13 protein-coding genes are annotated in these 13309 nt (G+C 70.2%); 7 read left to right on the forward strand and 6 right to left on the reverse strand.

Features of this window, described 5'->3' with window-relative positions; translation table 11 throughout:
* Positions 1–2: 2 nt before the first annotated feature.
* On the forward strand, positions 3–1082 hold the full coding sequence (locus O7625_RS07290; protein WP_067310760.1) for an inositol-3-phosphate synthase: 1080 nt from the start codon (positions 3–5) through the stop codon (positions 1080–1082).
* Between the two features lie 56 nt (positions 1083–1138).
* Here O7625_RS07290 and O7625_RS07295 read toward each other — a convergent pair whose 3' ends face one another.
* The 3 genes from O7625_RS07295 to O7625_RS07305 all read right to left on the reverse strand — a co-directional run bounded on the left by O7625_RS07295 (position 1139) and on the right by O7625_RS07305 (position 2413).
* Complete coding sequence (locus tag O7625_RS07295) at positions 1139–1525, reverse strand: hypothetical protein (RefSeq protein WP_282345165.1); 387 nt, start codon at positions 1523–1525, stop codon at positions 1139–1141.
* Positions 1522–1728, reverse strand: a complete 207-nt coding sequence (locus tag O7625_RS07300; protein WP_282345166.1) for an Arc family DNA-binding protein — start codon at positions 1726–1728, stop codon at positions 1522–1524. The genes O7625_RS07295 and O7625_RS07300 overlap by 4 nt, the downstream gene beginning before the upstream one ends.
* 382 nt (positions 1729–2110) lie before the next feature.
* Entirely contained in the window at positions 2111–2413 is a 303-nt protein-coding gene (locus O7625_RS07305) for a hypothetical protein (RefSeq protein WP_282345167.1), read from the reverse strand.
* 445 nt (positions 2414–2858) lie between these two features.
* Here O7625_RS07305 and O7625_RS07310 point away from each other — a divergent pair, with 445 nt between their 5' ends.
* Together O7625_RS07310 and O7625_RS07315 are read left to right on the forward strand one after the other, a co-directional pair.
* Positions 2859–3713: a helix-turn-helix transcriptional regulator gene (locus tag O7625_RS07310; protein ID WP_282345168.1), complete on the forward strand. Its 855-nt coding sequence runs from the start codon at positions 2859–2861 to the stop codon at positions 3711–3713.
* Between the two features lie 4 nt (positions 3714–3717).
* A complete protein-coding gene (locus tag O7625_RS07315) occupies positions 3718–3954 on the forward strand; it encodes a DUF397 domain-containing protein (RefSeq protein ID WP_282345169.1) in 237 nt (78 codons plus the stop codon).
* A 121-nt stretch (positions 3955–4075) separates the two neighbouring features.
* On the opposite strand, the gene O7625_RS07320 is transcribed toward O7625_RS07315, so the two are convergent.
* Together O7625_RS07320 and O7625_RS07325 are read right to left on the reverse strand one after the other, a co-directional pair.
* Positions 4076–4555: a methylated-DNA--[protein]-cysteine S-methyltransferase gene (locus tag O7625_RS07320; protein WP_282345170.1), complete on the reverse strand. Its 480-nt coding sequence runs from the start codon at positions 4553–4555 to the stop codon at positions 4076–4078.
* Positions 4556–4626: 71 nt separating this feature from the next.
* Positions 4627–5385 (reverse strand): hypothetical protein, encoded by a 759-nt coding sequence (locus O7625_RS07325; RefSeq protein WP_282269560.1) that lies wholly within the window; start codon positions 5383–5385, stop codon positions 4627–4629.
* A 325-nt stretch (positions 5386–5710) separates the two neighbouring features.
* Between O7625_RS07325 and O7625_RS07330 the strand changes: the two genes are divergently transcribed.
* Complete coding sequence (locus O7625_RS07330) at positions 5711–6253, forward strand: hypothetical protein (RefSeq protein WP_282345171.1); 543 nt, start codon at positions 5711–5713, stop codon at positions 6251–6253.
* 27 nt (positions 6254–6280) lie between these two features.
* Positions 6281–7801: a flotillin family protein gene (locus O7625_RS07335; RefSeq protein WP_282345172.1), complete on the forward strand. Its 1521-nt coding sequence runs from the start codon at positions 6281–6283 to the stop codon at positions 7799–7801.
* A gap of 54 nt (positions 7802–7855) precedes the next feature.
* Here O7625_RS07335 and O7625_RS07340 read toward each other — a convergent pair whose 3' ends face one another.
* A complete protein-coding gene (locus tag O7625_RS07340; protein WP_282345173.1) occupies positions 7856–9313 on the reverse strand; it encodes a CCA tRNA nucleotidyltransferase in 1458 nt (485 codons plus the stop codon).
* 126 nt (positions 9314–9439) lie between these two features.
* Here O7625_RS07340 and murJ point away from each other — a divergent pair, with 126 nt between their 5' ends.
* Together murJ and O7625_RS07350 are read left to right on the forward strand one after the other, a co-directional pair.
* Positions 9440–11191: a murein biosynthesis integral membrane protein MurJ gene (murJ, locus tag O7625_RS07345; protein ID WP_282345174.1), complete on the forward strand. Its 1752-nt coding sequence runs from the start codon at positions 9440–9442 to the stop codon at positions 11189–11191.
* Between the two features lie 505 nt (positions 11192–11696).
* Positions 11697–13289, forward strand: a complete 1593-nt coding sequence (locus tag O7625_RS07350) for a protein kinase family protein (RefSeq protein WP_282345175.1) — start codon at positions 11697–11699, stop codon at positions 13287–13289.
* Positions 13290–13309: the final 20 nt, after the last annotated feature.

Below are 13309 nucleotides of genomic sequence, written 5' to 3' on the forward strand. Positions count from 1 at the left end.
CTATGGGCTCCGTCCGCGTCGCCATCGTCGGTGTGGGTAACTGCGCCTCGTCCCTCGTGCAGGGCGTGGAGTACTACCGCAACGCCGACCCGAACGACCGCGTCCCGGGTCTCATGCACGTCACCTTCGGCGACTACCACGTATCGGACGTGGACTTTGTCGCGGCGTTCGACGTGGACGCCAAGAAGGTCGGCATGGACCTCGCCGAGGCGATCGTCGCCAGTGAGAACAACACCATCAAGCTCTGCGACGTGGCGCCCACCGGCATCACCGTCCAGCGCGGCCCGACCTTCGACGGCCTGGGCCAGTACTACCGCGAGATCATCGAGGAGTCCGACGCCGAGTCGGTCGACGTGGTCAAGGCGCTGCGCGACGCGCAGGTCGACGTGGTCGTCTGCTACCTGCCGGTCGGCTCCGAGCAGGCGGCGAAGTTCTACGCCCAGGCCGCGATCGACGCCGGCTGCGCCTTCGTCAACGCGCTGCCGGTCTTCATCGCCTCCGACCCCCAGTGGGCGCAGAAGTTCACCGACGCCGGGCTGCCGATCGTCGGCGACGACATCAAGAGCCAGGTCGGTGCCACCATCGTGCACCGCGCGCTGGCGAAGCTGTTCGAGGACCGCGGCGTCGAGCTGCTGCGCACCTACCAGCTCAACTTCGGCGGCAACATGGACTTCATGAACATGTTGGAGCGCAACCGGCTGGTCTCGAAGAAGATCTCGAAGACCCAGTCGGTGACCTCCCAGATCCCGCACGAGATGGTCAAGAGCGACGTGCACATCGGCCCGTCGGACCACGTGCCGTGGCTGGACGACCGCAAGTGGGCGTACATCCGCCTGGAGGGCCGTTCCTTCGGTGACACCCCGCTCAACGCCGAGCTGAAGCTCGAGGTGTGGGACTCGCCGAACTCGGCCGGCGTCATCATCGACGCGGTCCGGGCCGCCAAGATCGCCCTGGACCGCAAGATCGGCGGCCCGATCCTCTCGGCCTCCTCCTACTTCATGAAGTCCCCGCCGGTGCAGTACGCCGACCACGACGCGCACGCCGCCGTCGAGGGCTTCATCACCGGCGACGTCGAGCGCTGACGCACCGGCACCGCACCGCCGAGGGCCGGGTCCGCACGGACCCGGCCCTCGCGCGTTCAGTCCGCCATCTCCAGGTACGGCGACAGCCGCAGCGCCAACTCCTCGACCGAGTCGACCTCGCCACTGGTCAACGCCTCGGTCAACGCCATCCGGTCCTTGGCCGGCATGGTGAGGACGAAGCCGGAACGTTCCAAGCGAACGTCCGCCGTCGTCCAGGCGAGACTGGCGTTCCACATGTCGAGGGGACGCCAGATCATGATCGCGTGCAGGAGTGCGGCCGCCTGGTCCAGCGGTGTCGCATAAACCCGGCCCTGCAGCAGTTGGGCATGGGGACGCGCCGCCGAGGCGAAGAGAATCCCACCGTCGCGCACGATGGTTCGGGATGAGGTGCTGTCCGCGAGCAGGAGCAGCAGATCCTCGGCGTCCGGCCAGGCCCGCGTCACCGGTCGCCCAACATTTCGTAGAACTCGGCGTTTCGCTCGTGCACCCGGCGGGCGGCCTGGCGGGTCCACTCGTCCCGGTCGTGCCGGTCCAGGTAGGCCTGCACCGCCACCTCGACCGTCTTGTGCATCGACCGGTGCTCCGCCTCGGCGAGTTCCTTGAGTCGCTGCTCGACCTCGGGCTTCAGGTTCAGGGTGAAGGCCATACCAGATTTGTATAACTCGTCCGTCGGCTGGTCAACCACGCTCGGCGTCATCTCTCCTCCTTACTGGGTGGTCCGGGACGATGGTGGCGAGGATCGCTCGGATCAGGGCGGACGGGCTGTGCGATCAAGCTGTCCTCGGCGGTGAGCCGGTCGAGCAGGTCCTGTCGGCTCGCCGCCCCGACGCCCAACCCGAGCGCCGCCAGGAAACCGCGCTCCACGAGCCGCCGCGACCGACAGGGGAACGGTTCACCACAGGTGCACCCGCCGTCGTCCGCGAGGAGGTGACAGCGGTACAGCCGGTGACTCAACCGCCAGATGGTCGGTGACACGCACTCGGCCGGCGGATCGGCCGGCGGCTCCTCCGGATCGAAGCTGAGCCGCATCAGCCCACCGCCGACCCGAGTCGCCACCGCCAGGCCCGACTGAGTAGCGGTGCCGGCCCGGTTCGCCCCCGCCGGTGTGGAGCGAGCCAGCGCCGCAGCGCGGAACGCCGCTGCGGCGGGACCGGGTCGAGCACCGGAAGACCCAACTCCACCAGGCGGTTCGCTGCCGCGTTGGCAGGCGGACACGGTACGACGGTCAGGCAGACCCGGCACTGCTGGCTCTCGGGATCGGCGACGTGCGCGGCGATGATCTCGTGTGCGGCGCGGCTCTCCACCCGCGCCCGGGTTTCGTACAGGCCCACTGGCACCCCTTCGCCAAGGGGCGGACGCGCGGTCCCGGGGTCACCACCGCGAGGGGGATTCGCGGCGGGGGTTCCGCACGTCCGCCCGGCTCGGGGCCGGTGGTGCGCCATCAGGTCAGCGCGTCACCGGCCCAGGAAACCGAGGGGGTACGCACCGCGAAGCGCGCCGGCACCCGCTTCGTGCGGGTACGACGTGGTAGACAGTCGGGGAGTCGTTCCCCGGGACGCCGACCATCGCGTTGCGCCTCCCGTTCGGCTCGTTCCCGGACCGGGGTGGGCATGCCGCCAAGCCGTCCCACCCCGGTCCGTCCTCGTCTCGACCGTCGATCACCTTCAGTAATCGCAGCCACACGCAGCATGCAGCATGACAGATCGCCATGCAAGCTTGCATCGGTGGAATGTTTTCGAGATACTCTACAAGGTCGGAGGGAGGTGGGGAGAAGACATGCCGAACGAACATGCGTCCACGCTCCGCGCTCAATGGCTCGGTCAGCAGCTCCGCGAGATGCGGGAGAAGTCCCGGCTGACGCTGCGGGATGTGGGCGAATGCCTCAACCGCAACGCCAGCACTGTCAGCCGGATCGAATCAGGCATGCTGCCGGCCCGAGTGCCAGAGGTGTTGACCTACCTCGACGTATGCGGGATCGACGACCCGAAGAGACGTGACGACCTCAAGACGATGGCGCAGGACGTGTGGCAGAGGGGTTGGTGGGATGGACTCGCCGCCAACGTCGCCGCGTCCTTGATCGATTGGATCTGGCTGGAGAGTCGAGCCACCGCGATCGACTCCTTCCAGGATTCAGTCATCCCCGGCCTGCTCCAGACCAGGACATATGCCGAGACCGTCATCCGGGCAGCCGACGAGGATCTCGCGGACGATCAGCTTCAGCGCTTCGTTGATCTGCGCATGACCCGTCAACAGCGGTTGAGTCAACCAGATCCGATCCGCCTCTCGGTCATCATCAATGAAGGTGCGCTGCGCCGGATGGTCGGCGGGCCCGAGACAATGCGCGCCCAACTCGCCCATCTCCGCGAGATGGCCGGCTGGCCGAACGTCGAGATCATGATCCTGCCGTTCACCGCAGGAGCCCACGCCAGCCCGAACGGCGCCTTCGACGTCTTTCGGATGCGCCGGCCCTATCCACCTGCCGGCTGCATCTCCACCGTTGTCGGAACAGTCGTGGTCGAAGGGGAGAAGGCCGATTCGCTGCACCAGCGCTACGATCGACTGCGCCGGGCGGCGCTGCGCAACGGCGCCGTGCAGCGGGTTCTCTTCGATCTGGAAGCACGTCTGGAGTGAGCGCATGGCGACGGTCAACCCCCTCACCAACGCCGGGCTCCCGGTGGCCTGGCATGTCAGCACCCGCAGCGGCAACGGCGACGGCAACTGTGTCGAGGCCGGGCCGGTGCTCGACGGCAGTGGCCGGTTCGCCGTACGCGACAGCAAGGACCGTGGCGGACCGCTTCTGCTCTACCCCGCCGCCGGCTGGACCGCCTTCGTCACGGACCTCCGCGCAGGTCGCCTCGCCCCACTCCCCTGACCCACCGGCCGCCGCACCTCCATGGTCAACTCCATTGGGCCGATACTGCGGTATCCGCTCACCGCCGACACCGCTACATCGGCCCCACGGCGAGGGCATGGCGGGGCTGACCCGGAACCGATCACGACCAGGCGCGGCGCAGGGCCACCCCCGCCTCCAGCTCCAGCAGGGTGACCTTGCGGGGTAGGCCGCCACCGAAGCCGACCAGCTTGCCACCCGCGCCGACGATCCGGTGACAGGGCACGATCACCGGCACCGGGTTGCGGTTGCAGGCCACCCCGACCGCCCGCGCCGCACCCGGATCGCCGACCCGCCGGGCCACCTCGCCGTAGGTGAGCGTCTCCCCGTACGGGATCCGGGTCATCTCCTGCCACACGGCGCGCTCGAACTCGGAGCCGCGCGGGGCCGCCACCGGCACGGTGAACCCGGTCAGCTCACCGGCGAAGTACGCCCGCAGCTCGGCGACCGCCCGACCGGCCAGCGCGTCGCCAGGCCGGTCGGCGGCCGACGTGACCCGGCCGAAGTGCGCGCCGCAGACCGCCGTGTCGTCGGTGGCGACGGAGAACTCCCCGATCGGCGAGTCGAGCACGGTCCAACGCATGCCGGCCATTCTTCCCGCTCCGACCGGCACCGAAGGCGGCGGGCCGGTCGGGCGGCGGGCCGGAGGCTGCGCTAGCTGCTGTAGGAGATGGTCCATCCCTTGCCGTCGAAGACGGCCTTCGCGCTGGTCATGCCGGCGGGGTACAACACCTGTGCGGGCGTGGTGAGTTCGGAGACGTCCATCACCTCGCTGCTCTCGAAGCTGCCGAAGGCGACCCAGTAGGTGGGCTTCGGGTCGAACTCGACTCCGGCGTTCGTCAGGGTCGGCACGACGAAGGTGCCGGCCCCCGACATGCCGATGCCCACACTTCCCTGGTCCTGGTCCCCTGCCCCCGGGACCGTGCCGTCCTCCTTGATTATCAGGCTGCCGTTCTTCCCGGAGGAGCTGGTCGGCCCGAATTCAAAACCGCCGCCGACGTAGGAGAGGGTGACCAGGTTGTTCTGGGTCAGGTCTGCGGAGAGGGTCTGACCGGCCACGAACTGCGTTCCGGGGACGAGTGTCCCGACCTGACCCCAGACGAAGTTGTAGTCGATGCTCCACTGGTATTCGACGGTCGTCGACGGGTGGCACATCTTCGACATCCAGGCGAGCGTGACCGCGTCGCTCGGGAGGACGGGCATCTCCTGGAAGAGGATGGCGTTCATGTCGTCCAGCGCCGAATTGTTCAGGATCGTAATGCTGTAACCGACCGGGGCCGCGCCGACCCGGGCGGCACCCTCGCGCGCCCCGGCTGCTGCCCGGCTGGCCGGACCGGCACCGAGCAGTGCCGCACCCAGTCCTGCGCCCAGCGCGACCAGGCCGTCCCGTCGACTGATTCTGAATTCCTTCATGAACCCTCCTCGCTCGCGAGAACGCCCCTGCTGGCGCCCCCTGGAGAGGAGAGGTACGCGTCAAGGTCAGAATTTCCCGGATCTTCACCTCGGAATCAGCAATTCGGCGTCATCAATATGTTATGTAGGCGACCCTCACCACGGCAAGGGTTTACCTATTATGCGGGGCAACCGAATCCCGCCCGTCAGAAATTGCGCGTACAAGGATGTTCATTTGCGCGCTGCACCGGGAAAGGTGCGGTAGTGCGGTGTCGACGCGCCGGGCCACCGGAGCGGCCCGATGGGCCGAACGGACGGTGCCGTCGCGCCGGAATGATCACGCGGGATGTTGCGTCCGGTCGCTACCGTGCAGGTCGTGGCCACGGGGACGCTCATCTTTCTGATCATCGGTGGCTTGGGCGTCGGTGTGCTGGCGCTGGCCCTGCTCGGCGGCGAAATCCTGCATTTCGGTCATCCTGACATCGACGGTCCGGTCTCCGTCGAGGCGGTCGCCGGCTTCCTCGGCGCGTTCGGCTTCGGCGCGGCCATCGTCAACGAACTGCTCGGTGGGGGTACCCCGGGGATGATCGCGGCGGCCGTCGGTGGCGGCGCGCTCGCCGCCGTGCCCACCGCCTGGCTGGCCGGGCGACTGAGCCGGGCGGCGCGGAACATGCGGACCGACGCCACCCCCACCCGGGACGACCTGGTCGGCGCGCTCGGCCTGGTGGTCACTCCGATCCCGACCGACGGCTACGGCGAGGTGCGGGTACGCGTCGCCGGCCAGCCGGTGAAACTCAACGCCCGCGCCGACCGGCCCATCCCGCTCGGCGCGCAGATCTTCGTGGTGCAGTCGCTGAGCGAGACCAGCGTGCACGTCGAGACCTACTGACCCTCTTCTCGCAGAGACGGAACCACCATGCCTCTCCTCATCGCCATCGTCGGCGCGGTCGTCCTCGCCCTCGTCCTCGTGTTGTTCGTGCTCTCCCGGATCAAGGTGGCCGGGCCGAACGAGGCGTTCATCGTCACCGGCCGCAAGGGACGGACCACGCAGACCGCCGACGGCGGCCGGTCCACCGACAACTCCGGCCAGAAGGTCGTCCTCGGCGCGTCGGTCTTCGTGCTGCCGGTGGTGCAGAAGCTCCAGTCGCTCGACCTGTCCAGCCGCCGCATCGACGTCGGCATCCGGGGCGCGGTCAGCAAGCAGGGCATCCGGGCCGACCTGCACGGCGTCGCCATCGTCAAGGTCGGCGGCACCGAGGACGCCATCCGGGCCGCCGCCCAGCGCTTCCTGCACCAGCAGGACGAGATCGACAACTTCACCCGGGAGGTGCTGGCCGGCGCGCTGCGCTCGATCGTCGGTCGGCTCACCGTCGAGGAGGTCATCCGGGACCGGGCCGCGTTCGCCAACGCGGTCGCCGAGGAGGCCGAGCACTCGATGACCAACCAGGGCCTGGTGCTGGACACCTTCCAGCTCCAGGACATCCTGGCCGAGGGGTCGTACCTGCAGGATCTCGGTCGGCCGGAGGCGGCCCGGGTGCTCAAGGACGCGGCCATCGCCGAGGCCCGCGCCCGGCAGCAGGCCGAGCAGGAGCGGCTGCTGGCCGAGGAGGCCATCGCCGAGGCGAACCGGAACCTGTCGCTGAAGCAGGCCGGCATCCAGGCCGAGATCGACGCGGCGAAGGCCAAGTCGGCGGCGGCCGGGCCGCTCGCCCAGGCCGAGCGGGACCAGGCGATCCTCTCCGAGCAGCAGAAGGTGGCCGAGCGCAACGCCGAGCTGAAGCAGCGTCAGCTCGACACCGAGGTACGCAAGCCGGCCGACGCGGCCCGGTACAAGGTGGAGCAGGAGGCCGAGGCGGCCCGCAACGCGGCGGTGCTGACCGCCGACGCGCAGCGGCAGGCCACCATCGCCGCCGCCCAGGCCGCCGCCGAGCAGGCCCGGCTCACCGGTGAGGGCGAGCGGGCCCGCCGGGCCGCGCTGGCCGAGGCGAACGCCATCGAGGGCGCCAAGGAGGGCGAGGCCGAGCAGCGTCGCCGGTCCGCCATCGCCGAGGCGGTCGAGCGGGAGGGTCAGGCCGAGGCCACCGCCATCCTGGCCCGGGGTCAGGCCGAGGCCGACGCGATGGCGCGCAAGGCCGAGGCGTTCGCCGCGTACGGTGAGGCAGCCGTGCTCGACCTGCTGGTCAAGATGTTGCCGCAGGTGGTCGAGGCGGCCAGTGCCCCGATCGGCGCGATCGACAAGCTGACGGTGATCTCCACCGACGGGGCGTCCTCGCTGACCAAGTCGGTGGCCGGCAACGTGGCGCAGGGGCTCCAGCTCGGCTCCGACCTCACCGGCATCGACCTGTCGGCCCTGCTGGCCAAGCTGGGCGCGGCCTCGGCCGGCTCCCCGGCCAACGGCAAGACGCCGGTCGAGGGCAGCGCGGTCGAGACCCGCTGACCGTACGACGAAGAGGGGCCGTCCGGCACGCCGGGCGGCCCCCTGTCGTTCGGTTCAGCGCAGGCCCTGCTCCCCGGCCCAGCGCAGCAGCTCCGCCTCGGCCTCGTCGCGGTCGAGCGGGCCGCGTTCCAGGCGCAGCTCCTTGAGGTGCTGCCAGGCCCGGCCGACCACCGGCCCCGGCGGCACGCCGAGCAACTCCATGATCGCGTTACCGTCCAGGTCGGGCCGGACCCGGGCCAGGTCCTCCTCGGCGGCGATCCGGGTGATCCGCTCCTCCAGCGCGTCGTAGTCGGCGGCGAGCTGGGCCGCCTTGCGCCGGTTGCGGGTGGTGCAGTCGGAACGGGTCAGCTTGTGCAGCCGGTCCACCAGGTCACCGGCGTCGGTGACGTACCGGCGGACGGCCGAGTCGGTCCACTCGCCCCGGCCGTAGCCGTAGAACCTCAGGTGCAGGCCGACCAGCTTGGTGACCTGGGCGGTGACGTCCTTGGGGTAGCGCATCGCCTTCATCCGGGCCTTGGTCAGCCGGGCGCCGACCACCTCGTGGTGGTGGAAGCTGACCCGGCCGTCCGGCCCGACCGCCTTGGTCGCCGGCTTGCCCACGTCGTGCATGAGCGCGGCCATCCGCAGCACGAAGTCAGCGCCGTCGGTCTCGTACGACACCGCGTTGCTCACCACGGTCAGGGTGTGCTCGTAGACGTCCTTGTGCTGGGCGTGCTCGTCGATGGTCAGCTTGAGACCGGTCAGCTCGGGCAGGAACCGGTCGGCCAGCCCGGTGTCGACCAGCAGCCGCAGCCCGGTCACCGGGTCGGTGCCGCAGAGCAGCTTGGTGAACTCGTCGCGGATCCGCTCGGCGGTGATCCGGTCCAGGTCGGCGGCCATCGCGGTCATCGCCGTCCGCACGTCGGGGTGGACGGCGAAACAGAGCTGGGCGGCGAACCGGGCGGCCCGCAGCATCCGCAGCGGATCGTCACCGAACGACTCGGCCGGGGTGCCGGGGGTGCGGATGATCTTTGCGGCCAGGTCGTCCAGCCCGCCGTGCGGGTCGGTGAACCGGTGGTCGGGGAGGCTGACCGCCATCGCGTTGATAGTGAAGTCGCGCCGCCGCAGGTCGTCGGTGAGGTTGTCGCCGTACTCGACGACCGGGTTACGGCTGACCTGGTCGTACGCCTCGGCGCGGAAGGTGGTGACCTCCAGCCGGAGGCCGTCGCGCTGGCAGCCGATGGTGCCGAACTCCCGCCCGGTCTCCCAGATCGACTCGGCCCAGCCCTTGACGATCCGCAGTGTCTGGTCGGGACGGGCGTCGGTGCAGAAGTCGAGGTCGTCGCCGAGCCGACCGAGCAGGGCGTCGCGTACCGAACCGCCCACCAGGTGCAGCTCGTGGCCGGCGCGGGCGAACCGGCGGCCCAGCTCGTCGGCGACCGGGGAGACGCGGAGCAGCTCGGCGACGGCGTTGCGCTGCGCGGTGGTCAGCTCACGGCGCTCGGCGGTGTGGGGTGCGGAGGCTTCGGACATGGGATCGCCAGCCTATCGGGCGGGCACCGGAACTGATCCGCCGGGCGTGGGTGTCGGGTGTGGGTTGACTATGGTCATGGGCGTGCGGACCGGTGCCGGCTCCGACGGATCCCTGGGAGGCTGGAGATGAGCGGCGGGCTCTACCGCAGCGCGAACGCCGCGCAGGGTGGCGACGGGCCCCGGCCGTACGACGGGGCGACGTTCATCTCCGCCGAGCCGTTGAACCAGCCGGGGGTGGCGGCGACCGAACCGCCGCAGGAGGTGGTCGCCGAGACCAGCGCCGCGGCGAACAGCGCGGTGATGGCAGTCGGCAGCCTGGTCAGCCGGGGTACCGGCTTCGTCCGCAACCTGATGATCGGGGCCGCGCTGGGCAGCGCGGTCGGCGACGCGTTCACCACCGCCCAGTTCCTGCCCAACCAGGTGTACGAGTTCCTGCTCGGCGGCGTGCTGACCAGCGTGCTGATCCCGGTGCTGGTCCGCCGGAGCAAGGCCGACCCGGACCGGGGCGAGGCGTACGCCCAGCGGCTGCTGACCCTCGCGGTGCTGGCCCTCGCCGCCACCGTGGTGATCGCCCTGCTGCTGGCCTCGACCCTGACCACGCTCTACGCCGGTGGCAAGAACCGGGACTACACGGACCTGGTCACCAACCTGTCGTACCTGATGCTGCCGATGCTGTTCTTCACCGGCGTCAGCGCGTTGATCGCCGCGGTGCTGAACACCCGGGGGCACTTCGCCGCCCCGATGTGGGCGCCGATCCTCAACAACCTGGTCGTCATCGGCACCTTCGGCCTCTACATCGTGGTGTACGGCGCGCAGGCGCTGGGGCCGGGGGACATCGGCTGGGACCGGATCCTGCTGGTCGGCGGGGGCACCCTGCTCGGCGTGGCGGTGCAGGCCGCCGGGCTGCTGCCGGCGCTGCGCAAGGTGGGCTTCCGGTGGAAGCTGCGGTTCGACTTCCGGGAGCTGGGCCTGCGCGAGCTGGCCCGGCTCGGCGGCTGGATGTTCTGCTACGTCGCGGTCAACCAGCTCGGCCTGTTCGTGGTGGTCAACCTGCTCACCCGGGCCGCCGGTGGCGACGAGGACAACGCCGGTCTGCTGATCTACAACAACGTCTTCCTGCTGCTGATGATGGCGCACGGGATCATCGCCGTCTCGATCATCACGGCGCTGATGCCCCGGATGAGCGCCGCCGCCGCCGAGGGCCGGTTCGCCGACGTCACCGCCGACCTGTCCCGGGGCACCCGGATGGTGACGGCGGTACTCGCCCCGATCGCGGTCTGCTACGCGGTGCTGGCCGGCCCGGTCTCCGTGGTGGTCTTCCGGTACGGCGCGTTCACCGGCGACAACGCGCTGGCCACCTCGCTGGTGCTGCTGGTGGCCGCGCTGGGCCTGGTGCCGTTCGCGATCAGCCAGCTGTTCACCTTCGCCTTCTACGCCCTGCCGGACACCCGCACCCCGGCGCTGGTGAACATCCCGGTGGTGATCCTGCGGGTGGCCGTGCAGATCGGGGTCTTCGTCGCCTTCTCGGCCACCTTCGCGGCGGCCGGCATGATGCTCGGCAACGCCATCTCGTACGTGGCGGCGGCGGTGCTCTCGGCGCTGCTGCTGCGGCCCCGGGTCGGCCGGATCGGGCTGGGCCGGATCATGCGGACCATGGGCAAGGTGCTGGTGGCGGCGCTCGGCGCGGCGCTGGTCGGCCTGTTGGTGGTCAGCCTGCTCCCGGGCGATCCGGGCAACCTGAGCTGGACGGCGGCGGCGGTGCGGCTGGTCCTCGGCGGGGTGGTGATCGGCGGGACGTACCTGGGCCTGGCGATGGTGCTGCGGATCGGCGAGATCACCGAGGTGGTCGCCATGGTCCGCCGCCGCCTCGGCCGCTGACCCGCCGTTCTCCGCCCGCTGACTTTCCGCCTGCCGCCCGCTGCCCTCCGTTCCCGGCCTGCCGCCCGCTGGGCCGTCCCGGACAGGGGACACGCAGGGTGAACGAGGATCACCAGCCTGGGGACACGCCTGTGGATAACGTGGTGAGCCCCCGGTCAGTCGCCGTAAAGGCCTGTGGATAACCAACCGTACGGCTGAGCATGTACGGCCGTTCGGCGGGAACCTGACCTGCTGCCACCGGGTTGTCACCGGTGGGTCGGCCCGGGAGTAGACGGTTTGCGACCAGCGTCTAGATTGGCGGGTACCGGTGCCGGCAAGGCGGACGAGAGCGATCGTAAACGGACGTGGTCCCTCAAATGCGACAGCCCGTCGAGCGCGGCGGGAAGATGACATGTCGGGATGACGGGCCGTCCGGGTAAGGTCGCTTTCGACGGACACGGCAGGTGGCCGACGCCCCGCGTCGACGCCGCCGACCGGTTCCATCGACGGCGGAGCGGGAAGCCACATGCCCAGCAGCGCGGGTCCATCGATCGACACGATCACCGAGGGAGGACGGGTGACCCAGGTCGGCGAGGGTCAGGAGGCGGAGGAAACTGCTCCTCCCATCATGACCTTCGGTGCTCCCACAGCCGGTGAGATCCTCGCCGAGCGGTACGAGCTGGTCGAGCACATCAACAACGACAGTGCCGGACGCCTGGTCTGGCGGGGGGTCGACGTCATCCTGCGCCGGCCCGTGGCGGTCGTGCTCCGCTACCCCGGCGGCGACTCCGCCACCGAGATGCTCCAGGCCGCGGTGGCCGCCAGCCGGGTCATCCACCCCAACCTGGTCGGCGTCTACGACGCCATCGACGAAGACGTCCGGGCGTACGTCGTCCGGGAGTGGGTCGACGGCCGGTCCCTGCGCGAACTGGTCGCCGACGGGCCGCTGGATCCGGCCCGGGCCACCGCCATCGGCAACGCGGTCGCCAGCGCCATCGCCGCCGTGCACGCCACCGGGATGGTCCACGGCAACGTGCATCCCGGCACCGTGATGATCAGCGACGACGGCCGGGTGGTGCTGGCCGACGCCCGTACCGACGGTGACGACAGCCAGGAAGCCGACATCCGCGCGGTGGGCGGCATCCTCTACCACGCCCTCACCGGGCACTGGCCGCACGCCGAGGCCCCGCTGCGCGGCGCGACCGCCGGCCACGGCCGGGCCGCCATCCCGGACGCCGTGCGCGACGCCAGCGGCGCCATCGCCGCCCCCCGGCAGGTCCGGGCCGGCGTGCCGGCGTACCTCGACGACCTGACCATGGACCTGCTCGACGCCGAGATCGCCCCGCCGTCGTCGGACGTGCTCTCGGCCGAGCTGAGCCGCCTCGACATCCCCGCCGAGGACCACTTCCTCGACCAGACCGGCACCATCCGGTTCACCGCCGACGGGGTGGAGGACCGCTCGCCGCTCGCCGCCGCGGGTGGCCGGAAGGTCGCGATCGGCATCGCCGGTCTGCTGGTGGTCGCCCTGGTCGGCCTGCTCATCGGCATCAACACGCTGGGCGGCGAGGACGCCCCGGTGACCGAGCCGGTGGCCCGCCCCTCCACCAGCGCCCCGGTCGACACCACCCCGGCGCCCGCCGTGCGCAAGCTGACCATCCAGGACATCCGGATCATCGACCCGGACAGCCGGCAGCGCAACGAGCTGGGCGACGCCGAGAAGATGATGGACGGCGACGAGAACAAGGGTTGGGAGACCGACACCTACTACTCGGCGAACTTCAGCAACTACAAGAAGGGCATGGGGGTCTGGATCGACCTCGGCGCCCCGCACACCGTCAAGTCGCTCACCGCGACCCTCTCGGACTCCGGCGTCTCCGCCGCGCTGTTCACCGGCACCGGCGACTTCCCGTCCACCTCCCAGGGCGACAAGGACCTGGTCAAGGGCTTCAAGACGCGGATCGGCCAGCCGTTCGAACAGCACGACGGCACCAAGATGGCCTTCGACGGCTTCAATCCGGAGCAGCAGTACCAGTACCTGCTCTTCTGGATCACCGAGCTGCCGTCCACCGAGCGGGGCTTCAAGGTGGGTGTCCAGGAGATCTCGGTCCAGGGATCGTGATCCACCGGCCGTCACCCCGT

The sequence above is a fragment of the Micromonospora sp. WMMD714 genome (assembly GCF_029581315.1).
Taxonomy (GTDB): domain Bacteria; phylum Actinomycetota; class Actinomycetes; order Mycobacteriales; family Micromonosporaceae; genus Micromonospora; species Micromonospora rifamycinica.